The following is a 22,034-nucleotide window of genomic DNA, read 5'->3' on the forward strand; positions in this document are numbered from 1 at the left end:
TCGCATCCGATTCCGTCGCCTACCGAACCCTGACCCGATGACGCGCGCGCCCATGTTCCCCGTTCCCGATTCGCCCGCCGGCACGTTGCTCGCGCTGGCGCTGCTGCCGCCCGCGGTGCAGTATGCGTTCGCCGTCGTGATCGGTCTGTGCGTCGGCAGCTTCATCAACGTCGTCGCGCACCGGGTTCCGGTGATGATGCAGCGCGCGTGGCGCGCCGAAATCGCCGAAGCGACCGGCAACGCAGACGCGGCGCCCGACGACGGCTATCCGCAGCGCTACGATCTGTGGCGCCCGCGCAGCGCATGCCCGCACTGCGGCCACGTATTGCGCGCATGGGAAAATGTCCCGCTCCTCAGCTACGTGATGTTGCGCGGGCGCTGTCGTCAGTGCGGTCACGCCATCGGCATCCGCTATCCGCTCGTCGAACTCGCCGGCGCCCTGCTCGCCGCCGGTTCGCTCGCAGCGTTCGGCCCGACCGGCGCAGCAATCGCCGCGTTCGGCCTATGCGCCGCGCTGCTCGCGATGAGCGCGATCGACATCCGGACCGGCTACCTGCCCGACTCGATGACGCTGCCGCTGCTGTGGGCAGGCCTCGCGTTGAACCTCGCGGGCATGTTCACGTCGCTGCAGTCGGCCGTGATCGGTGCGATGTCCGGATACCTGTTCCTGTGGTCGATCTACTGGCTGTTCAGATGGCTGCGCGGCATCGAAGGCATCGGCTTCGGCGATCTGAAGCTGCTCGCGGCGCTCGGTGCATGGATGGGCTGGGCCGCGCTGCCGCAGGTCGTGCTGTTCGCCGCGGTGACCGGCGCGATCGTCGGGCTGGTCGCGACGTGGCGCGGCCGCATGCGCTTTGAGGAGCCGATTCCGTTCGGTCCGTTCCTCGCGGCCGGCGGCGTCGCGACGCTGTTTTTCGGTACCCCTTTCTATTCGGCGCTCGGCGGCTGACATGGTGCGACGCCCGTGTCCGCCTCGTTCGCGTTCGCTACGTCGCACGCAGCCGTCGCGCTTGATCGCGGCGGCGCGGCGGAGGCTCGTATGTATGCAATAGGACTCACCGGCGGGATCGGCAGCGGCAAGACGACCGTCGCCGACCTGTTCGCCGCACGCGGCGCATCGCTGGTCGATACCGACCTGATCGCGCACCGCATCACCGCGCCGGCCGGTCTCGCGATGCCGGCGATCGAGCAGACGTTCGGGCCCGCGTTCGTCGCGGCCGACGGCTCGCTCGACCGCGCACGGATGCGCGCACTCATCTTCAGCGACGAAGACGCGCGCAGGCGGCTCGAAGCGATCACGCATCCGCTGATTCGCGCGGAGACGGAACGCGAGGCCCGCGACGCGCAGGGCCCGTACGTGATTTTCGTCGTGCCGCTGCTGGTCGAGTCGCGCAATTGGAAGGCGCGCTGCGATCGCGTGCTCGTCGTCGACTGCCCGGTCGACACCCAGATCGCGCGCGTGATGCAGCGCAATGGCTTCACGCGCGAGCAGGTCGAGGCGATCATCGCGCGACAAGCGACGCGCGAAGCGCGCCTGGCCGCTGCCGACGACGTGATCGTCAACGACGCGGCGACGCCCGACGCGCTGGCCGTGCAGGTCGATGCATTGCACCAACGCTACCTCGCATTCGCGGCTGCAAAACACTGAACGCGGCGCTCGCGCGCGATGGTGCACGAAATTGGCGCGTTGCTAGGGTAGAGAGGGGGCATTAGAATGTCCTGCATTGTTTCTATCCCTACCCGAGAGGCGAGCGCGCTTGATTCTTTACGAGTATCCGTTCAACGAGCGAATCCGCACGCTGCTGCGCCTCGAGGACCTGTTCGAGCGCTTCGCGTTCTTTTTGGCTCAGGAGGACCCGCGCGAACATCACGTCGCGTTGACGACGCTGTTCGAGATCGCCGAGGTCACCGGCCGCGCGGACCTGAAATCGGATCTGATGAAGGAGCTCGAACGTCAGCGCCAGACGCTCGCGCCGTTCCGCGGCAATCCGGGCATCGAACAGAATGCGCTCGAAGCCGTGCTCGGCGAAATCGAGCAGACGCTCGCCAATCTTGCGCAGATGCAGGGCAAGACGGGACAGCATCTGGTCGACAATGAGTGGCTCGCCAGCATCCGCAGCCGTGCGGTCATTCCGGGCGGCACCTGCAAGTTCGACCTGCCGTCGTACTACGCGTGGCAACAATGGCCGGCCGAACAGCGGCGCCAGGACATCGCGAAATGGGTGGCGCCGCTGCTGCCGCTGCGCGACGCCGCGGCGATCGTGCTGCGGCTCGCACGCGAATCGGGCCAGGCGTCGAAGGTGATGGCGATGCAGGGCAGCTATCAGCAAATGCTGTCCGGGCGCACCTATCAGCTGATGCAGGTGCGCGTGCCGCCGGAGCTGCACGTGATCCCCGAAGCGAGCGCCAACAAATACATGCTGTGGGTGCGATTCACCATGCAGGACGGCGATGTGCGTCCGCGCGCAGTCGACATCGACGTACCGTTCCATCTGACACTCTGCAACCTGTAACGGCCGCGTGCCGGTTTTACGCTTTCGTATGGTTACCGTTGTGAAATGCCCGTCGTGCGGCGCCGAAGTGCGCTGGACACACGAAAACAAGTTCCGACCGTTCTGTTCGGCCCGCTGCAAGCAGCTCGACCTCGGCGCATGGGCTGCGGAAAAGTATCGGATCGGCGGTTCGTCCGACGAAGGTCCGTCGTCCGAGGAAGACGGCGGCGACACGCGCCGCGACGTCTGACTCCGAACGGCCGGCCAACCCCGGCCGATATGGCCCGCCTTTTCAGTCGGCGGGCCGCGACGGCGTCATTGCGACGCCGCTTCCTTCTCAAGCAATTCGAGCACCGGCAGCGCGGCGGGCAACAGCGGCGCGACGTCGACCGGCAGCGGCTGCCACGCGAACGCCTGCCCTTCCTTGCCGTGCAGCTCGCCCGTCCAGCCCGTCACCTTGCAGAAATAGAGCCGCACGTACGCATGCGGATAATCGTGCTCGAGCGTGTGCCAGCGCTCGCTCGCCGTGACGACGATGCCGAGCTCCTCGTGCAGTTCGCGCGCGAGCGCCTCCTCGACGCTCTCGCCGGCCTCGAGCTTGCCGCCCGGGAACTCCCAGTAGCCTTCATAGGGCTTGCCCTGCAGCCGCTGCGCGAGCAGATAGCGGCAGCCGCCGGGCGTCCCGTCGGACTGCACCATCACGCCGACCGCGACTTCCGTCACCTTGCGGCCGTCGGGCGCGCGCCCGGCGTCCGTTGCATGCGCCGTGCTCATGCTTGCTCCTTGCGGCCCGACCAGTCGCGCGCGAACTGCCACGCGACGCGCCCCGAACGCGAACCGCGCTCGAGCGCCCACACGAGCGCGTCGCCGCGCGCCGTGTCGATCTCGGTGTCCGCGCAACCGAAATGGCGCAGCCAGTGCGCGACGATGTCGAGGTAGTCGTCCTGCTTGAACGGGTAGAAGCTGACCCACAGGCCGAAGCGCTCAGAAAGCGAGATCTTCTCCTCGACCACTTCGCCCGGGTGGATCTCGCCGTCCGGCAGGTGCTTGTACGACTCGTTGTCGCTCATGTACTCGGGCAGTAGATGGCGGCGGTTGGAAGTCGCGTAGATCAGCACGTTGTCCGACTGCGCGGCGATCGAGCCGTCGAGCGCGACCTTCAGCGCCTTGTACCCCGATTCGCCGTCCTCGAACGACAAGTCGTCGCAGAACACGATGAAGCGCTCCGGGCGCTGCGAGATCAGCTCGACGATGTCGCCGAGATCGTGCAGGTCGTCCTTGTCGACTTCGATCAGGCGCAGCCCGTCGTTCGCGTACGCGTTCAGGCACGCCTTGATCAGCGACGACTTGCCGGTGCCGCGCGCGCCGGTCAGCAGCACGTTGTTGGCCGGCTTGCGCTGCACGAACTGACGCGTATTTTGCTCGATCAGCCCTTTTTGCCGGTCGATGTTGTGAAGATCGTCGAGCGTGATCGTCGACGCCGCCGGCACCGGCTGCAGATAGCCGCGCCCCTGGCGCTTGCGCCAGCGGAACGCGGTGGCCGCATTCCAGTCGACGTCCGCCGGCGCGGGCGGCAGCAGCCCCTCGAGGCGGCCGAGCAGCGCTTCCGCACGCGTCAGAAACTGTTCGAGCTTGTCCATGTCGTTCGAGCGCCCGCGATCAGGAGCGGTAGTCCGCGTTGATGCTCACGTAGTCGTGCGACAAATCGCACGTCCACACCGTCGCCTGCGCATCGCCGCGGCCAAGCAGCACGCGGATCGTGATTTCGCTCTGCTTCATCACGCGCTGACCATCTTCTTCCTGGTAGGCCGGGTTGCGGCCGCCGGCCTTGGCGACCAGCACGTCGTCGAGATAGAGGTCGATCTTGCCGACGTCGAGATCGGCGACGCCCGCATAGCCGATCGCAGCCAGGATCCGGCCCAGATTGGGGTCGGACGCATAGAAGGCCGTCTTCACCAGCGGCGAATGGCCGATCGCGTAGGCGATCTGGCGGCACTCGGAGACGCTCTTGCCGCCCTCGACCTGCACGGTCATGAATTTCGTCGCACCTTCGCCGTCGCGCACGATCAGCTGCGACAGCTGCTGCGCGACCTGCGTGACCGCGTCCCGCAGCGCCGCATAGGCCGGCGTATCGGTCGACGTGATCGCGGGCAGCTCGCTCTTGCCCGACGCGATCAGGATGAACGAGTCATTCGTCGACGTATCGCCGTCGATCGTGATGCAGTTGAACGAGCGGTCGGCGACTTCCTTCACGAGCGTGTCGAGCACCGGCTGTGCGACCTTCGCGTCGAAAGCGAGGAAGCCGAGCATCGTCGCCATGTTCGGCTTGATCATCCCGGCGCCCTTACTGATGCCGGTCAGCGTGACCGTGTGGCCGTCGATCGTCACCTGGCGCGACGCGGCCTTCGGCAGCGTGTCGGTCGTCATGATCGCCTGCGCGGCGTCGTACCAGTTCGCCGCGTTGCGGTTCGCGAGCGCGGCCGGCAGCCCTGCCTTCAGGCGGTCGATCGGCAGCGGCTCGAGAATCACGCCGGTCGAGAACGGCAGCACCTGCGCGGCGTCGAGGCCCGCGAGGCGCGCGAGCTCCGCGCAGGTTTCGCGGGTGTTCGCGAGGCCCGGCTCGCCGGTGCCCGCGTTCGCATTGCCGGTATTCACGACCAGCGCGCGGATGCCCGCGCCGCCCGCACGAACCTTCGCCAGATGCTCGCGGCACACGATCACCGGCGCGGCGCAGAAGCGGTTCTCGGTGAATACGCCGGCAACCGTCGCGCCTTCGTCGACGGAAATGACCAGCACGTCCTTGCGATTCGGCTTGCGGATGTTCGCTTCCGCCCAGCCGAGCGTGACGCCGGCGACGGGATGCAATTGGGCGGGATCGATCGACGGAAAATTGACAGCCATGGGGCACACCTGCCGGATGGAAAATGCCGGCACGCGCCGGCATCGATTGGAAGAACCGGCGGCCGCGGGAACGGGCCGCCGCAACTCACATCACTGACTCGAAGCTGCGAACGATGCGGCACGCGCATGCGCGCCGCCGCCGATCATGACAGCTTCCCGTGACATTGCTTGTACTTCTTGCCGCTGCCGCACGGGCACGGGTCGTTGCGGCCGACCTTCGGCATCTCGCCGCCGGCGCCGCCGTGGGTCATCGCGCTGCCGACCATGTCGGCCGTGGCGGCCGCCGCAACCGCGACGTTCGCCACCGGCGCGCCCGATTCGGCGTAGTCGGCGTGCTGGAACTCGACGTTCTCGAGATGGCCGCCCTGCTCCTCGATCTGCTCGGCGGCTTCCTCGAGCTGCTCCGGCGACTGGATCTGCACGTTCATCACGATGCGCGTGACTTCCTGCTTGATCGCGTCGAGCATCGCGGCGAACAGCTCGAACGCTTCGCGCTTGTATTCCTGCTTCGGGTTCTTCTGCGCATAGCCGCGCAGATGGATGCCCTGGCGCAGGTGATCGAGCGCGGCCAGATGCTCGCGCCACAGGCGGTCGACCGTCTGCAGCATGACCGAACGCTCGAACGCGCTGAACGACTCGCGGCCGACCATCGCGACCTTCGCTTCGTACTGCTCGTCCGCGGCGCTCGTCACGGCCTCGAGAATCTCCTCGGCCGTGATCGACGACGACTCGTTCACCATTTCCTGGATCGCGAGATCGAGCTGCCAGTCGTTGCGCAGCACTTCCTCGAGCTCCGGCACGTCCCACTGTTCCTCGATGCTGCCTGCCGGCACGAACTGGTGCACGACTTCGGTGATCACGCCATGACGCATCGCCGAAATGGTTTCGGTGATGTCGTGCGCTTCGAGCAGCTCGTTACGCTGCTGATAGATCACCTTGCGCTGGTCGTTCGACACGTCGTCGTATTCGAGCAGCTGCTTGCGGATGTCGAAGTTGCGCGCTTCGACCTTGCGCTGCGCGGATTCGATCGAGCGCGTGACGATGCCGGCCTCGATCGCCTCGCCTTCCGGCATCTTCAGGCGATCCATGATCGAGCGCACGCGGTCGCCCGCGAAGATGCGCAGCAGCGGATCGTCGAGCGACAGGTAGAAGCGCGACGAGCCCGGATCGCCCTGGCGGCCCGCACGGCCGCGCAGCTGGTTGTCGATCCGGCGCGATTCGTGGCGCTCGGTGCCGATGATGTGCAGGCCGCCCGCGGCCTTCACCTGCTCGTGCAGCGTTTCCCACTCGTCGTGCAGCTGCTTGATGCGGCGCGCCTTTTCGTCCGGCGGGATCGAATCGTCGGCCTCGAGGAACGCCGCCTGCTTCTCGGCGTTCCCGCCGAGCACGATGTCGGTGCCGCGGCCGGCCATGTTGGTCGCGATCGTGATGCGCTTCGGACGGCCGGCTTCGGCGACGATCGCCGCTTCGCGCTCGTGCTGCTTCGCGTTCAGCACTTCATGCGGCAGCCCGGCCTGCGTCAGCAGGTGCGACAGCAACTCCGAATTCTCGATCGACGTCGTGCCGACCAGCACCGGCTGGCCGCGCTCGTAGCATTCGCGAATGTCGCGGATCACCGCGTCGTAACGCTCCTTGGCCGTCTTGTAGATCTGGTCCTGCTTGTCGATCCGCTTCGGCGGACGGTTGGTCGGGATCACGACCGTCTCGAGGCCGTAGATCTCGTTGAATTCGTATGCTTCGGTGTCGGCGGTGCCGGTCATGCCCGCGAGCTTCGCGTACATCCGGAAGTAGTTCTGGAACGTGATCGACGCGAGCGTCTGGTTCTCGCTCTGGATCTTCACGTGCTCCTTCGCCTCGACCGCCTGGTGCAGGCCGTCGGACCAGCGGCGGCCGGCCATCAGGCGGCCGGTGAATTCGTCGACGATCACCACTTCGCCGTTCTGCACGACGTAATGCTGATCCTTGTGGAACAGCGTGTGGGCGCGCAGCGCCGCGTACACGTGGTGCATCAGCGTGATGTTCTGCGGCGCGTACAGGCTCTCGCCTTCACCGATCAGGCCCCACTCGGCGAGCAGGCGCTCGGCCTTCTCGTGACCCGATTCGGTCAGGAACACCTGGCGCGACTTCTCGTCGAGCGTGTAGTCGCCCGGCTTCTCGACGCCCGTGCCGTCGGCCTTCTCCTCGCCGATCTGGCGTTCGAGCAGCGGCGGCAGCGCGTTCATCCGCACGTACAGTTCGGTGTGGTCTTCCGCCTGGCCCGAGATGATCAGCGGGGTACGCGCCTCGTCGATCAGGATCGAGTCGACTTCGTCGACGACGGCAAAGTTCAGCGCCCGCTGCACGCGCGCATCGGTCTCGTAGACCATGTTGTCGCGCAGGTAGTCGAAGCCGAACTCGTTGTTCGTGCCGTACGTGATGTCGGCCGCGTAGGCCTGCTGCTTCTGGTCGTGCTCCATGCCGGACAGGTTGATGCCGACCGACAGACCGAGGAAGTTGTAGAGGCGCGCCATCCATTCGGCGTCGCGCTGCGCGAGGTAATCGTTGACGGTCACCACGTGCACGCCGCGGCCTGCCAGCGCGTTCAGGTACACCGGCAGCGTCGCGACGAGCGTCTTGCCTTCGCCAGTGCGCATTTCGGCGATCTTGCCGTAGTGGAGCACCATGCCGCCGATCAGCTGCACGTCGAAGTGGCGCATCTTGAGCACGCGGCGGCTCGCCTCGCGGCACACCGCGAACGCCTCGGGCAGCAGCTTGTCGAGCGACTCGCCGGCCGCGATCCGCTGACGGAACTCGTCCGTCTTGCCGCGCAACTGGTCGTCCGTCAGCTTTTCGATCTGCGGTTCGAGCGCATTGATCGCCGCGACGGTCTTTTGGTATTGCTTGACGAGCCGTTGGTTGCGGCTGCCAAAAATTTTCTGGAGAAAACCGGTTGTCATCGGATCGGATCCTGCGTCGCAGCACCGGCGCCCGGCACGCGTTGCGCGCCCTCGACGCCCGAGCCTCGGCGGCTTAGCGAATTAGTGGAATCAAACGAGGAATTTTAGCACGCGGGAAAGCACGCGCCGGTGTCGGCGCGGCACGCGCGCCGCGCGCGGCAACGGTTCCGGCGAGCCGCCGCGCGCGGCCGAAAGCCGCCCGTGCGTGCGCCGGCGCGGGTACAATCGGCGTCAACCTCCGCGCGCGTGCGCGCCCGAAGAATGCCTCGATGAACCGATTTTCCAAGCGTTTCGGCTCGCTCTCCACGTATCGCCCGCAACCCGTGTCCGAAGTGCTCAACCGCACCGACGCGTTCGCGGCGCTGCGTGCCGGCGTCGAACAGGTCGCGTCGCTGCAGCGCGACCTCACCGCGCTGCTGCCCGACTATCTCGCCAGTCATGTCGAACCGGGCTCGATCAAGGACGGTACGCTGACCCTTTTTGCCGCGCACAATGCGCTCGCCGCGCGGCTGCGTCAGGTCGAGCGCCGGCTGCTCGCCGATCTGCAAAAGCGCGGCTGGCCGGTGGACGCGCTGCGGGTGCGCGTGCGGCCGAAGGATGCGCCGGAACCGCCGCACGTGAAGCAGGCGCGGATGACGTCGGTCGGCGTGGCGGCGCTGCGCGAGCTCGCCGACCATCTCGAACCGTCGCCGCTGCAGGCGGCGCTCGCGCGGATGGCCGCGCGCCACGGCCCGAAATCGCCGCGTTGAAGCGCGCCGCCGCGGCGCGTGCCGACAATGAAAAAGCGACCCGAAGGTCGCTTTTTCATCGCGCGTGCCTGCCGCCGATCATGCGAAGGCCGTCTGCGTATCGAACGCGAACCCCTTCGGTGCGGATTGCGGATCGTCGAACGTGACGATCTCGTAGGCGTCTTCGTGCGCGAGCAGTTCGCGCAGCAGCGCGTTGTTCAGCCCGTGGCCCGACTTGTAAGCCGTGTACGATGCCAGCAGCGGATGGCCGACCACGTACAGGTCGCCGATCGCGTCGAGCATCTTGTGCTTCACGAACTCGTCGTCGTAGCGCAAGCCGTCGTTGTTGAGGATCCGGTATTCGTCGAGCACGATCGCGTTGTCCATGCTGCCGCCGCGTGCGAGGCCCAGCTCGCGCATCATCTCGACCTCGTGCGCGAAACCGAACGTGCGCGCACGCGCGATCTCGCGCACGTACGACGTATTCGCGAAATCGACCTCGAGTTCCTGGCCGGTCTTGTCCACGGCCGGGTGACGGAAGTCGATCGTGAACTTCAGCTTGAAGCCGAAAAACGGGTCGAGGCGCGCGAACTTGTCACCATCGCGGATTTCGACCGGCTTCGTCACCTTGATGAAGCGCTTCGGCGCGTTCTGCTCCTCGATGCCCGCCGACTGGATCAGGAACACGAAGGACGCGGCGCTGCCGTCCATGATCGGAATTTCCTCGGCCGTCACGTCGACATAGAGATTGTCGATGCCCAGGCCCGCACACGCGGACATCAGGTGCTCGACGGTCGACACGCGCGCACCGTCCTTCTGCAGCACAGACGCGAGCCGCGTATCGCCGATCGACATCGCGGAGGCCGGGATGTCGACGGGCGTCGGCAAATCGACGCGCGAGAACACGATCCCCGTGCCCGGCGCGGCCGGGCGGAGCGTCAGTTCGACCTTGCGGCCCGAGTGCAGACCGATACCCACGGTCTTCACGATCGATTTGATGGTGCGCTGCTTCAGCATGGTGTTCTTCTGCTTGATTGAGAATATCAATCAGGAGTTATATTCGATAGGTGAGATTATAGCGTAATTCCCTATTCGACGCTGGTTGAAACTGCGTATCAATCTGTTTCGACTGTTTACCCGCGCGAATACGGGACGGGCCGATGCCCGGAACGGAGGCGTTTCCGGTCATCGGCCCGTGTTACAACTGGCCTGGCGGTGCTGCTCGGCGTTGCCTCACGGCAACGGTGCACGCCCGATCAGGACCTCAGTGTCGCGAGCACACTCGCTGCATCGCTCACTTCGAATTTGCCCGGCGCTTCGACGGCCAGCGTCTTGACCACACCGTCGTCGACCACCATCGCGTAGCGCAGGGAACGGATTCCCATGCCACGCGCGGACAAATCCTGCGTCAGCCCCAGCGCATGAGTGAAAGCAGCGCTGCCGTCCGCGATCATGCGCACCTTGCCCGCGGTGTGCAGATCACGTCCCCATGCGCCCATCACGAATGCGTCGTTGACGGACACGCACCAGAGCTCGTCGATGCCGGCCGCGCGCAACTGCTCGGCATGCTCGACGTAGCCCGGCACATGCTGCGCCGAACAGGTCGGCGTGAAAGCACCCGGCAATCCGAAGATCACCACGCGCTTTCCCGCCACCTGCTCGCGCACGCTGACGGCGTTCGGCCCCAGCGTGCAGCCTTCGCGCGCGTCGTCGACGTATTCGAACAATTGCGCGTCGGGCAGCGCTTCGCCCACTTGAATCATGGCTGGTCCCTCATAGCGATACGGTTTTGCGGCGTGTTGCGGACAGCGCGGCCCATCCCGCTTCGCTCACGCGAAGAGGGCACGTCTCCCGGCCCGGCGTCGCTTCGACGCGACCTGTCGTGGTCCGTGGCATCCGTCACGCCGGCGTTACCGCGGCAGCTCGCCGCGGCTTCGCCTCAGTGTGCCGTCAGTCGGCCTGCTTGCGCAGGAAAGCCGGGATGTCGTAGGTGTCGACACCCTTTTCCTGCAGCGCCTGCACGTGCGATGCCGCGGTTTCGCGCGAATTGCGCCACACCGCCGGCGTATCGAGCGCGCCGTAGTCGGCCGTGCTGACGTGCTGCGGCTGCGCATAGCCGTGCGACACCGCGCTGACCGGCTGGTTGTCGGTGCCGGTGCGCAGCAGCGTCATCGGCGCCGATTGCTGCTTCTTCGCCGCACGGCCGAGGCCCGTTGCGACGACCGTCACGCGCAGCGCATCGCCCATCGCGTCGTCGTACACCGCACCGAAGATCACCGTCGCGTCTTCCGCCGCGTAGCTCTTGATCGTGTTCATCACTTCGCGCGTTTCCGACAGGCGCAGCGAGCGGCTCGACGTGATGTTGACCAGCACGCCGCGCGCGCCCGACAGATCGACGCCTTCGAGCAGCGGGCTCGCCACGGCCTGTTCCGCCGCGAGGCGCGCGCGATCGACGCCGGCGACCGTCGCCGTGCCCATCATCGCCTTGCCCTGCTCGCCCATCACCGTCTTCACGTCTTCGAAGTCGACGTTCACGAGGCCGTCGACGTTGATGATTTCGGCGATGCCTGCGACCGCGTTGTTCAACACGTCGTCCGCGCACTGGAAGCACTTGTCCATCTCGGCGTCATCGCCCATCACGTCGAACAGCTTGTCGTTCAGGACGACGATCAGCGAGTCGACGTGATCCTCCAGTTGCTGCGAGCCTGCTTCTGCGACGCGCATGCGCTTGCCGCCTTCGAATTCGAACGGCTTGCTGACGACGCCGACCGTCAGGATGCCCATCTCCTTCGCGATCTGCGCGACGACCGGCGCCGCGCCCGTGCCCGTGCCACCGCCCATGCCGGCCGTGATGAACACCATGTGCGCGCCGCGCAGTGCGTCGGCGATGCGCTCGCGCGCCTCTTCGGCCGCCGCCTTGCCCATCTCCGGCTTCGCGCCGGCGCCGAGGCCGGTGTTGCCGAGCTGGATCACGGACGGTGCGCGTGCACGCGACAGCGCCTGTGCGTCGGTGTTCATCACGATGAAGTCGACGCCCTGCACGCCCCGGTTGATCATGTGCTGAACGGCATTGCCGCCAGCGCCGCCAACGCCGACCACCTTGATGATGGTGCCGTTGGTTTCGGTTTCCAGCATTTCGAATTCCATTGTTGCCTCCGTCAAGAAAATAAGACTACGCGGCCGTTATTCGGCAGGAGATCGGGCAACCCCCTGTCGCGCGCCGGCCGCCGGCACCGGCGCGAATTTCGATTCGGTTGGTCAGAAGTTGCTCAGGAACCACTCCTTCATCCGCGAGAAGATCTGCCCCGCGTTGCCGGACTGCACGGCGACCTTGCGGCCGCGCATGCGCTGCGCACTGCCTTCGACCAGCAAGCCCATCGCCGTCGAGTAGCGCGGATTGCGCACCACGTCGGCGAGGCCGCCTGCGTATTCCGGCGCGCCGATGCGCACCGGTTTCAGGAAAATGTCTTCGCCGAGCTCGACCATGCCGGGCATCATCGACGCGCCGCCGGTAATGACCACGCCGGAGCTCAGCAGTTCTTCGTAGCCCGACTCGCGCACGACCTGCTGCACGAGCGAGAACAGTTCTTCGACGCGCGGCTCGATCACCGCCGCGAGCGCCTGGCGCGACAGCGTGCGCGGCCCGCGTTCGCCGAGGCCCGGCACTTCGACCATCTCGTCCGGATCGGCGAGCGCCTGCTTCGCGATCCCGTAGCCGACCTTGATGTCTTCCGCGTCCGGCGTCGGCGTGCGCAGCGCCATCGCGATGTCGCTCGTGATCTGGTCGCCGGCGATCGGAATCACCGCGGTATGGCGGATCGCACCTTCCGCGAAGATCGCGATGTCGGTCGTGCCGCCGCCGATGTCGACCAGCACCACGCCGAGATCCTTCTCGTCTTCGGTGAGCACGGCGAGCGACGACGCGAGCGGCTGCAGGATCAGGTCGTTCACTTCGAGCCCGCAGCGGCGCACGCACTTGACGATGTTCTGCGCGGCGCTGACCGCGCCCGTCACGATGTGCACCTTCACCTCGAGGCGGATGCCGCTCATCCCGATCGGCTCGCGCACGTCTTCCTGGCCGTCGATGATGAATTCCTGCGTGAGGATGTGCAGCACCTGCTGGTCGGTCGGGATGTTGATCGCCTTCGCGGTCTCGATCACGCGCGCGACGTCCGTCTGCGTGACTTCCTTGTCCTTGATCGCGACCATCCCGCTCGAGTTGAAGCTGCGGATGTGGCTGCCCGCGATCCCCGTGAACACGTTCGTGATCTTGCAGTCGGCCATCAGCTCGGCTTCCTCGAGCGCGCGCTGGATCGACTGCACGGTGGCCTCGATGTTGACCACCACGCCCTTCTTCAGACCTTTCGATTCGCTCTGGCCGAGGCCGATCACCTCGTAATGGCCCTCGCCCTTCAGCTCGGCGACGATGGCCACCACCTTCGACGTGCCGATGTCGAGGGAAACCAGCAGATCCTTGTAGTCTTTGCTCATAAAGTGCTCTTGCGTGTGATCTCTCGTTACTGCTTGCGCTTGTCGGTATCGGTCAGGAACCGCATGCCTGCCGCACGTATCGCGAACCCGTTCGGATAACGCAGGTCCGCGTACTCGATGTCGTTACCCCAGCGCTGCGTGACGGCCGGCCACGCGGCGACGAGGCGCTGGCTGCGGTCGTGCAGGGTTTCGCTGGTGCGCTCCTTGCCCAGCTCGACCTGCATGCCGTTCGACAGCTTCACCGTCCACGCGTAACGCGCCGACAGCGTCACTTCTTCAGGCGCCGCCTTCAGCGGCGCAAACCAGTTCATGAAGTCGCGATAGCGCGCGACGACTTCCCTTGCACTGCCCTCCGGACCGTCGAACGCGGGCAGCTCCTGATCCAGCTCGCCCTGGTTCGCGGTGAACAGCTCGCCGTCGACGCTGACGAGCTGCGCGCTGCCCCACGTTCCGAGCGGTTTGTACTCCTCGAGCGTGACAGCCAGCGCATTCGGCCACACGCGGCGCACGCTCGCGTGGCGCACCCACGGCATCTGCTCGAACGCGGCGCGCGCCGTGTCGAGATCGACCGTGAAGAAGTTGCCCTTCAGCCGGCCGACCACCCCCGCGCGCACCGTCGGCGAGTTGATGTGTTCGGTGTCGCCGTCGATCCGGATCTCGCGCAGCGCGAACGTCGGACGCTGGATCAGCCAGTAGCAGCCGGCCGCCGCCAACACGAGCAGCAGCAGCGCGTACAGCGCGCTGGCGGCAAGGTTGAGTTGGCGAACGTTGTTCCACATACGTCGTTCCGTTCCTGCGTCAATCGTTGAGCGTAAGCGACAGCACCTTCACGACCAGCTCCGAATAGCTGATGCCGATCGAGCGTGCAGCCTTCGGCGGCAGCGAATGATCGGTCATGCCGGGCGCCGTGTTCACTTCGAGGAAATACGCGTTGCCGGCCGCGTCCAGCATGAAGTCCGCGCGGCCCCAGTCGGTGCAGCCGAGCACGTCGAACGCGCGCCGCGCGATGCGCTTCAGCTCCGCTTCCTGCGCCGCCGGCAGGCCGCACGGGATCAGGTACTGCGTATCGTCGGCGACGTACTTCGCGTGATAGTCGTAGAACTCGCCGGCCGGCACGATCTTGATCAGCGGCAGGTCGAGATCGCCGGCGATGCACGCGGTGTACTCGCCGCCGCCTTCGATGCTCTTCTCCACAATCACGATCTTGTCGTGCGTCGCGGCTTCCGACAGTGCGGCGGGCAACGCGTCGGCCGTCTTCACCTTCAGCACGGCGACGCTCGAGCCTTCGCTCGCCGGCTTCACGAACAGCGGCAGGCCGAGCTTCGCGACGATCTCCGTCGCGCGCGCCGCGTAGTCGTCGCCGCGCAGCACCGTTTCGAACGGCGGCGTCGGCACGCCCGTCTGCTGCCACACGAGCTTGGTGCGGAACTTGTCGAGGCCGAGCGCCGAGCCGAGCACGCCGCTGCCCGTGTAGCGGATCCCGTAGAAGTCGAGCGCGCCCTGGATCTGGCCGTTCTCGCCGTAGCCGCCGTGCAGCGCGTTGAACGCGCGCACGAAGCCTTCGTCCTTCAGCGCCGACAGCGGCCGCTCGGCCGGGTCGAACAGATGCGCGTCGATGCCTGCGTCGCGCAGGCCCTGCAGCACGAGACGGCCCGAGGTGAGCGACACCTCGCGTTCGGCCGACTCGCCGCCGAACAACACCGCCACCTTGCCGAAACGTTTCGGATCGATCCCGCTCATGTCATCCCTTCTGTTGCGTGTTCTGCACGATCTTCGCCGGCACGCCGCCGATCGAACCCGCGCCCATCGTGATCACCACGTCGCCGTTGCGCGCGACCTTGGCCAGAGCGTCCGGCACGTCGTCGACCGTCGCGACGAACACCGGGTCCACCTTCCCTACCGTGCGCAGCGCACGCGACAGCGCGTCGCCGTTGGCCGTCGCGATCGCCGCCTCGCCCGCCGCATAGACTTCCGTCAGCACCAGCGCGTCGACCGTCGACAGCACGTTGACGAAATCGTCGAAGCAGTCGCGCGTGCGCGTGTAGCGGTGCGGCTGGAACGCCAGCACGAGGCGGCGGCCCGGGAACGCGCCGCGCGCGGCCGCGATCGTCGCCGCCATCTCGACCGGGTGGTGGCCGTAGTCGTCGATCAGCGTGTACTGGCCGCCGTCCGCGCTCGGCACCTCGCCGTAGCGCTGGAAGCGCCGGCCGACGCCGTTGAATTCCGCCAGCGCGAGCTGGATCGCGTCGTCCGACACGCCGAGATCGGTCGCGATCGCGATCGCCGCGAGCGCGTTCTGCACGTTGTGCAGGCCCGGCAGGTTCAGCACCACCGCGAGCGGCGAGCGGCCTTCGCGGATCACCGTGAAGTGCATGCGGCCGTCGCGCGCGTCGATGTTCTCCGCGCGCACCTGCGCGTCGGCCGACAGCCCGTAGCGCACGACCGGCTTCGAGATGAACGGGATGATCTGGCGCACGTTCGGATCGTCGACGCACACGACGGCGCTGCCGTAGAACGGCAGGCGCTGCGTGAATTCGATGAACGCCTGCTTGAGCCGCGCGAAATCGTGGCCGTAGGTGTCCATATGATCGGCGTCGATGTTCGTGATGACTTCGATCACCGGATACAGGTTCAGGAACGACGCGTCCGACTCGTCGGCCTCCGCGACGATGAAGTCGCCGGTGCCGAGCCGCGCGTTCGCGCCGGCGCTGATCAGCCGCCCGCCGATCACGAAGGTCGGATCGAGGCCGCCGGCCGCGAGCACGCTCGCGACGAGGCTCGTCGTGGTGGTCTTGCCGTGCGTGCCGGCGATCGCGATGCCCTGCTTCAGGCGCATCAGCTCCGCGAGCATCACCGCGCGCTGCACGATCGGCACGCGCTGGTGGCGCGCGGCCAGCACTTCCGGGTTGTCCGAGCGCACGGCCGTCGACACGACGACCGCGTTCGCACCTTCGATGTTCGCCGCGTCGTGCCCGATCGCGATGCGCGCGCCGAGCGCCGCGAGGCGATCGGTCACCGCATTGCGCGACAGGTCCGAGCCGCTTACCTCGTAGCCGAGATTGACGAGCACTTCGGCGATGCCGCTCATGCCCGCGCCGCCGATCCCGACGAAATGAATATGTTTGACGATGTGTTTCATTGCAATTGTTCCAGGTTCGCGCCGGCCACCTTCGCGCAGACGCGCGCGACTTCATCGGTGGCCTCGGGCTTTGCCAGCGAGCGCGAACGCTCGGCCATCGCCGCGAGCGACGCCCGCGACTGGCCACGCAGCCAGTCGGCGAGCAGTTGCGCCGAGAGGTCGCGCTGTTGCACCAGCACCGCCGCGCCCGCATCGGCGAGAAACGCGGCGTTGGTCGTCTGGTGATCGTCGACCGCGTACGGGAACGGCACGAACAGCGCGGCCACGCCCACCGCCGCGATCTCCGACACCGTCATCGCGCCGGAGCGGCAGATCACGAGATCGGCCGCCGCGTACGCGCTCGCCATGTCGTCGATGAACGGCACGAGCCGCACGTCGTCGCCGCCCGCAAAGCCGGCCGCTTCGTAATTCGCCTTCAGCGCATCGATGTGCTTCGCGCCCGCCTGATGGACGATGCGCGGACGCTCGCCCGGCGCGAGCAGCGCCAGCGCGCGCGGCACGACTTCGTTCAGCGCGGCGGCACCGAGACTGCCGCCGACCACGAGCACGTGCAACGGGCCGCTGCGCGATGCATAGCGTGCTTTGGGTGCTTCCGTGCGCGCAAGTTCCGCGCGGATCGGGTTGCCGGTCCATTCGGCGTGCGGCAGTGCGTCGGGGAATGCGACCAGCACCCGCTTCGCGAACTTGGCGAGCACCTTGTTCGCGAGGCCGGCGATCGAATTCTGTTCGTGCAGCACGAGCGGCCGGCCCGACAGCGCGGTCATCACGCCCGCCGGAAAGGTGATGTAGCCGCCCATCCCGAGCACGACGTCCGGCCGCACGCGGCGCAGCGCGCCGAGGCTTTGCCAGCACGCGCGCAGCAGGTTGAACGGCAGCGTCAGCTTGGTCTTCAGCCCCTTGCCGCGCAGCCCGCCGAAGCGCACGTATTCCATCGGAATGCCGTGCTTCGGCACGAGCGTCGCTTCCATCCCGGCCGGATTGCCGAGCCATACGACGCGCCAGCCCGCCGCTTCCATCCGGTGCGCGACCGCGAGCCCCGGGAACACGTGGCCCCCGGTGCCGCCTGCCATCACCATCAGCGTGCGTCGCGACGCGGTCATACCTTTCCTCCGCGCATCGGCAAGCATGAACGAACGTTTTGGCTACGGCCGCTGCGCTTAACTTCGCGCGCTTCGCGCACGAAGTTAGCCTTCGCCGAAATCGCGTACTGACGCAGGGAGGTCATACCTTCCCTCCCCGCATCAGTACGAATGAACGAGGGTTTTGGCTACGGCCGCTGCGCTTAACTTCGCGCGCTTCGCGCACGAAGTTAGCCTTCGCCGAAATCGCGTACTGACGCAGGGAGGTCATACCTTCCCTCCCCGCATCAGTACGCGATTTTCATAATCGACCCGCAGCAGCACCGCCAGCGAGACACAGTTCAGCAGAATGCCCGAGCCGCCGTAGCTGACGAGCGGCAGCGTGAGGCCCTTGGTCGGCAGCAGGCCGAGGTTCACGCCCATGTTGATGAAGGTCTGCGCGCCGAACCAGATGCCGATGCCCTTAGCCATCAGGCCCGCGAACGTGCGGTCGAGCGCAAGCGCCTGACGGCCGATCTCGAACGCGCGGCGCACGATCCAGTAGAACAGCAGGATCACCACCAGCACGCCGACGAAGCCGAGCTCCTCGCCGATCACCGCGAGGATGAAGTCGGTATGCGCTTCGGGCAGGTAGTTGAGCTTCTCGACGCTGCCGCCGAGGCCGACGCCGAACCACTCGCCGCGGCCGAACGCGATCAGCGAGTGCGTGAGTTGGTAGGCCTTGCCCTGCGCGTAGCGTTCGTCCCACGGATCGAGATACGCGAAGATCCGCTCGCGACGCCACGGCGACAGCCACACGAGCATCGTGAACGTGCCGATCGCGGTCGCGACCAGCCCGCCGAACAGCTTGCCGTTCACGCCGCCGAGGAACAGCACGCCCATCGCGATCGCCGCGACCACCATGAACGCGCCCATGTCGGGCTCGAGCAGCAGCAGCGCGCCGACCAGGCCAACCGCGAACGCCATCGGCAAGAAGCCCTTCGCGAAGCTCTGCATGTACTCCTGCTTGCGCACCGTGTAGTTCGCCGCGTAGATCGTCACCGCGAGCTTCATGATTTCCGACGGCTGCATGTTCGTGATGCCGAGCGGAATCCAGCGGCGCGCGCCGTTCACGCCCTTGCCGACGTGCGGGATCAGCACGATCACGAGACCCACCAGCGCCATCAGGAAAAGATGCGGCGCGTATTTGTCCCAGGTCGACACGGGCACGCGGAACGCGACCACCGCCGCGACGAACGCGACGACGAGCGACACGCAGTGGCGCATCAGGAACGCGTAATCGTGATACGACGCGTATTTCGGCGAGTCGGGCATCGCGATCGATGCCGAATAGACCATCACGACGCCGAGCCCGAGCAGCGCGATCGCGACCCACAGCAGCGAGTAGTCGAAGTCGAGCATCCGCGAGCGGCTCGGCCGCACGCCGTTGACGACGCTCGCGAGGCCGCCCGTCGCGGCGCGCGTGGCCGAGGCGGCGCGTCCGCCCGCGGCATTGCCGCCGGTGTCGCGCCGATCGTTGAAGCGGGAGACGAGGCGATCGGACCAGCTCATGGCGTCGCTCCTTTGTCGATGGCGATTTCATCCACCGCCGCGCGGAACACGTCCGCGCGATGGGCGTAGTTGCGGAACATGTCGAGGCTCGCGCAGGCAGGCGACAGCAGCACCGCATCGCCCGGCTCGGCGAGGTCGGCGGCCGCACGCACCGCGCCTTCGAGCGTCGCGTGGTCGGCGAGCGGCACGCCGGTGTCGGCGAGCGTCGCGCGCAGCGCCGGCGCGTCGCGGCCGATCAGCATCACCGCACGGCACCAGCGCGCGACCGGCGCGACGAGCGGCGCGAAGTCCTGGCCCTTGCCGTCGCCGCCGGCGATCAGCACGATCTTCTGCGCGAGGCCGTCGAGCGCGGCCACCGTCGCACCGACGTTCGTGCCCTTGCTGTCGTCGACGTAGTCGACGTCGTCGATCGTCGCGATCACCTCGACGCGATGCGCTTCGCCGCGGTATTCGCGCAGCGCATGCAGCAGCGGCGCGGCCGGCAGGTCGATCGCACGCGCGAGCGCGAACGCGGCCAGCGCGTTCGCCGCGTTGTGCAGCCCGCGGATGCGCAATGCGTCGACCGGCATCAGCCGCTTGTGCGCGATATCGGGCGTATGCGCGCCGTCGCGCTTGCGCCGGCGGGTCGTCGTCGTTTCGTCCGGCGCGTCGCGGTCGATCGCTTCGACGAGCCACGCGATGCCGTTGTCGCGCGACAGCCCGTAGTCGCCGTCCCGCGTCGGCTCGCCGAGGCCGAACGTCACCGTGCGCGCCGCATCGGCGGCGCCCGCGGCCGGCGCGAACTTCATCACGGCCGCGTCGTCGCGGTTCAGCACGCGCGTGGTCGTCGCGCCGAAGATGCGGCCCTTCGCCGCCGCATAGGCGTCGAAGCTGCCGTGCCAGTCGAGATGGTCCTGCGTGATGTTCAGAATCGCGGCGGCGTCGGGCGCGAACGTACGCGCGGTCTCGAGCTGGAAGCTCGACAGTTCGAGCACCCAGACGTCGGGCAGCGCCGTCTCGTCGATCGCGCTCGCGAGCCGGTCGAGCATCGCCGGGCTGATGTTGCCGGCGACGGCGACCTTCTTGCCCGCGCGCTGGCACAGCAAGCCGGTGAGGCTCGTCGTCGTGGTCTTGCCGTTGGTGCCGGTGATCGCCAGCACCTTCGGCTGGTAGCCGCTCGTGCCGAGCGCGCGCAGCGCCTGCGCGAAGAATTCCAGTTCGCCCCACACCGCGATCGCGCGTTCGCTCGCGGCCGCGAGCAGCGCGGCGAGCGCCGGCTCGAGCGGCGACAGGCCGGGGCTCAGCCCGACGATGTCGATGCCGCCGTCGAGCAGCGCAGGCGTGAACGGGCCGCCGACGAATTCGGCGTCGATGCCTTCGGCCTGCAGCGCGGCAAGGTTCGGCGGCGCCTCGCGGGTATCGGCAATCCGCAGCCGGCACCCGTGCCTCGCGCACCACCGCGCGATCGCGAGGCCCGATTCCCCAAGCCCCAGCACGAGCACCATCGGCCTTTGCCGATCTCCAAACATCTCGCCAGACATCCTTGTTACCTTTCCTTTACCGCAGCTTGAGGGTGGACAGACCGAACAGGCACAGCATCAGCGTGATGATCCAGAAACGCACCACCACCTGCGTTTCCTTCCAGCCGGACAATTCGAAATGGTGATGCAGCGGCGCCATCTTCAGCAGGCGGCGCCCTTCGCCGTAACGTTTTTTCGTGTACTTGAACCACGACACCTGCAGCATCACCGACAACGTTTCCGCGACGAAGATGCCGCCCATGATGAACAGCACGATTTCCTGGCGCACGATCACCGCGACGGTGCCGAGCGCGCCGCCGAGCGCGAGCGCGCCGACGTCGCCCATGAACACCTGCGCGGGGTGCGTGTTGTACCAGAGGAACGCGAGCCCTGCCCCGCCCATCGCCGAGCAGAAGATCAGCAATTCGCCCGCGCCCGGAATATGCGGGAACAGCAGGTACTTCGAATAGACCGAGCTGCCCATCACGTACGCGAACACGCCGAGCGACGCGCCGACCAGCACGACCGGCATGATCACGAGGCCGTCGAGGCCGTCGGTCAGGTTCACCGCGTTGCTCGCGCCGACGATCACGAAATAGGTCAGCACGATGAAGCCCCACACGCCGAGCGGGTAGCTGATCGACTTCAGGAACGGCAGCATCAGGTCGGCCCGCGCGGGCAGCCCCATCGACAGCCCGCTCCTCACCCACGCCATGAACAGGTCGAGCACGCGCACGTTGTTCGCCTCGGACACGCTGAACGCCAGGTAGACGGCCGCGAACAGGCCGATCACCGACTGCCAGAAATACTTCTCGCGCGACGACATCCCGCGCGGGTCCTTGTGGACCACCTTGCGGTAATCGTCGACCCAGCCGATCACGCCGAAGCCGAACGTGACGAGCATCACGATCCAGATGAAACGGTTCGTCAGGTCGCCCCACAGCAGCGTCGCGACCGCGATGCCGATCAGAATCAGCACGCCGCCCATCGTCGGCGTGCCGGACTTGACGAGATGACTCTGCGGGCCGTCCTTGCGCACGGCCTGCCCGACCTTCATTTGCGTCAGCTTGCGGATCACCCACGGTCCGCACACGAGCCCGATGCCGAGCGCGGTGATGGTAGCCATCACCGCACGGAACGTCAGGTACGTGAACAAGCGCAAAAAGCTTGCGTCTCCTTGCAGCCATTGCGCCAGCGCCAGCAGCATGCTTCCTTCCT

20 protein-coding genes are annotated in these 22,034 nt (G+C 66.9%); 5 read left to right on the forward strand and 15 right to left on the reverse strand.

Annotated features, from left to right (window positions below; all coding sequences use genetic code 11):
• Positions 1-37: 37 nt before the first annotated feature.
• From AK36_RS11220 to AK36_RS11235, 4 genes are all read left to right on the forward strand, one after another.
• Positions 38-949, forward strand: coding sequence for a prepilin peptidase (locus tag AK36_RS11220; RefSeq protein ID WP_011883192.1), 912 nt, complete (start codon positions 38-40; stop codon positions 947-949).
• A 90-nt stretch (positions 950-1,039) separates the two neighbouring features.
• Entirely contained in the window at positions 1,040-1,648 is a 609-nt protein-coding gene (coaE, locus tag AK36_RS11225) for a dephospho-CoA kinase (RefSeq protein WP_011883191.1), read from the forward strand.
• 109 nt (positions 1,649-1,757) lie between these two features.
• Complete coding sequence (gene zapD / locus AK36_RS11230; protein ID WP_011883190.1) at positions 1,758-2,513, forward strand: cell division protein ZapD; 756 nt, start codon at positions 1,758-1,760, stop codon at positions 2,511-2,513.
• Positions 2,514-2,541: 28 nt separating this feature from the next.
• A complete protein-coding gene (locus AK36_RS11235; protein WP_011883189.1) occupies positions 2,542-2,742 on the forward strand; it encodes a DNA gyrase inhibitor YacG in 201 nt (66 codons plus the stop codon).
• A gap of 65 nt (positions 2,743-2,807) precedes the next feature.
• Here AK36_RS11235 and AK36_RS11240 read toward each other — a convergent pair whose 3' ends face one another.
• From AK36_RS11240 to secA, 4 genes are all read right to left on the reverse strand, one after another.
• Positions 2,808-3,266: an NUDIX domain-containing protein gene (locus tag AK36_RS11240; RefSeq protein WP_011883188.1), complete on the reverse strand. Its 459-nt coding sequence runs from the start codon at positions 3,264-3,266 to the stop codon at positions 2,808-2,810.
• Entirely contained in the window at positions 3,263-4,132 is an 870-nt protein-coding gene (locus AK36_RS11245) for an ATP-binding protein (protein WP_011883187.1), read from the reverse strand. The genes AK36_RS11240 and AK36_RS11245 overlap by 4 nt, the downstream gene beginning before the upstream one ends.
• 19 nt (positions 4,133-4,151) lie before the next feature.
• Positions 4,152-5,393 carry a bifunctional glutamate N-acetyltransferase/amino-acid acetyltransferase ArgJ gene (gene argJ / locus AK36_RS11250; protein WP_045578548.1) on the reverse strand — a complete coding sequence of 414 codons (1,242 nt, stop codon included), beginning with the start codon at positions 5,391-5,393 and terminating at the stop codon, positions 4,152-4,154.
• 143 nt (positions 5,394-5,536) lie between these two features.
• Positions 5,537-8,329, reverse strand: coding sequence for a preprotein translocase subunit SecA (gene secA, locus AK36_RS11255; protein ID WP_014722396.1), 2,793 nt, complete (start codon positions 8,327-8,329; stop codon positions 5,537-5,539).
• Between the two features lie 269 nt (positions 8,330-8,598).
• Between secA and AK36_RS11260 the strand changes: the two genes are divergently transcribed.
• Complete coding sequence (locus AK36_RS11260; RefSeq protein WP_011883184.1) at positions 8,599-9,078, forward strand: DciA family protein; 480 nt, start codon at positions 8,599-8,601, stop codon at positions 9,076-9,078.
• Positions 9,079-9,156: 78 nt separating this feature from the next.
• Here the strand turns inward: AK36_RS11260 and lpxC are convergent, their stop codons facing one another.
• The 11 genes from lpxC to mraY form a co-directional block, all read right to left on the reverse strand.
• Positions 9,157-10,074, reverse strand: a complete 918-nt coding sequence (lpxC, locus tag AK36_RS11265) for a UDP-3-O-acyl-N-acetylglucosamine deacetylase (RefSeq protein WP_011883183.1) — start codon at positions 10,072-10,074, stop codon at positions 9,157-9,159.
• Positions 10,075-10,313: 239 nt separating this feature from the next.
• Entirely contained in the window at positions 10,314-10,820 is a 507-nt protein-coding gene (locus AK36_RS11270) for a peroxiredoxin (RefSeq protein WP_014722392.1), read from the reverse strand.
• A 187-nt stretch (positions 10,821-11,007) separates the two neighbouring features.
• Positions 11,008-12,204, reverse strand: coding sequence for a cell division protein FtsZ (gene ftsZ, locus AK36_RS11275; RefSeq protein WP_011883181.1), 1,197 nt, complete (start codon positions 12,202-12,204; stop codon positions 11,008-11,010).
• A 111-nt stretch (positions 12,205-12,315) separates the two neighbouring features.
• A complete protein-coding gene (gene ftsA, locus AK36_RS11280; RefSeq protein WP_006752447.1) occupies positions 12,316-13,548 on the reverse strand; it encodes a cell division protein FtsA in 1,233 nt (410 codons plus the stop codon).
• Positions 13,549-13,574: 26 nt separating this feature from the next.
• Positions 13,575-14,327, reverse strand: a complete 753-nt coding sequence (locus AK36_RS11285) for a cell division protein FtsQ/DivIB (RefSeq protein WP_011883180.1) — start codon at positions 14,325-14,327, stop codon at positions 13,575-13,577.
• Positions 14,328-14,346: 19 nt separating this feature from the next.
• Entirely contained in the window at positions 14,347-15,288 is a 942-nt protein-coding gene (locus AK36_RS11290) for a D-alanine--D-alanine ligase (protein ID WP_011883179.1), read from the reverse strand.
• Between the two features lies 1 nt (position 15,289).
• Positions 15,290-16,687 carry a UDP-N-acetylmuramate--L-alanine ligase gene (murC, locus tag AK36_RS11295; RefSeq protein WP_011883178.1) on the reverse strand — a complete coding sequence of 466 codons (1,398 nt, stop codon included), beginning with the start codon at positions 16,685-16,687 and terminating at the stop codon, positions 15,290-15,292.
• Positions 16,684-17,787 (reverse strand): undecaprenyldiphospho-muramoylpentapeptide beta-N-acetylglucosaminyltransferase, encoded by a 1,104-nt coding sequence (gene murG / locus AK36_RS11300; RefSeq protein ID WP_011883177.1) that lies wholly within the window; start codon positions 17,785-17,787, stop codon positions 16,684-16,686. Before murG ends, murC begins: the two co-directional genes overlap by 4 nt.
• A gap of 246 nt (positions 17,788-18,033) precedes the next feature.
• Positions 18,034-19,317 carry a putative lipid II flippase FtsW gene (gene ftsW / locus AK36_RS11305; RefSeq protein ID WP_011883176.1) on the reverse strand — a complete coding sequence of 428 codons (1,284 nt, stop codon included), beginning with the start codon at positions 19,315-19,317 and terminating at the stop codon, positions 18,034-18,036.
• Complete coding sequence (gene murD / locus AK36_RS11310; protein WP_045578549.1) at positions 19,314-20,825, reverse strand: UDP-N-acetylmuramoyl-L-alanine--D-glutamate ligase; 1,512 nt, start codon at positions 20,823-20,825, stop codon at positions 19,314-19,316. The genes ftsW and murD overlap by 4 nt, the downstream gene beginning before the upstream one ends.
• A 28-nt stretch (positions 20,826-20,853) precedes the next feature.
• A complete protein-coding gene (gene mraY / locus AK36_RS11315; RefSeq protein ID WP_011883174.1) occupies positions 20,854-22,023 on the reverse strand; it encodes a phospho-N-acetylmuramoyl-pentapeptide-transferase in 1,170 nt (389 codons plus the stop codon).
• Positions 22,024-22,034: the final 11 nt, after the last annotated feature.

It is taken from the genome of Burkholderia vietnamiensis LMG 10929, assembly GCF_000959445.1.
GTDB classification, from domain to species: Bacteria; Pseudomonadota; Gammaproteobacteria; order Burkholderiales; family Burkholderiaceae; genus Burkholderia; species Burkholderia vietnamiensis.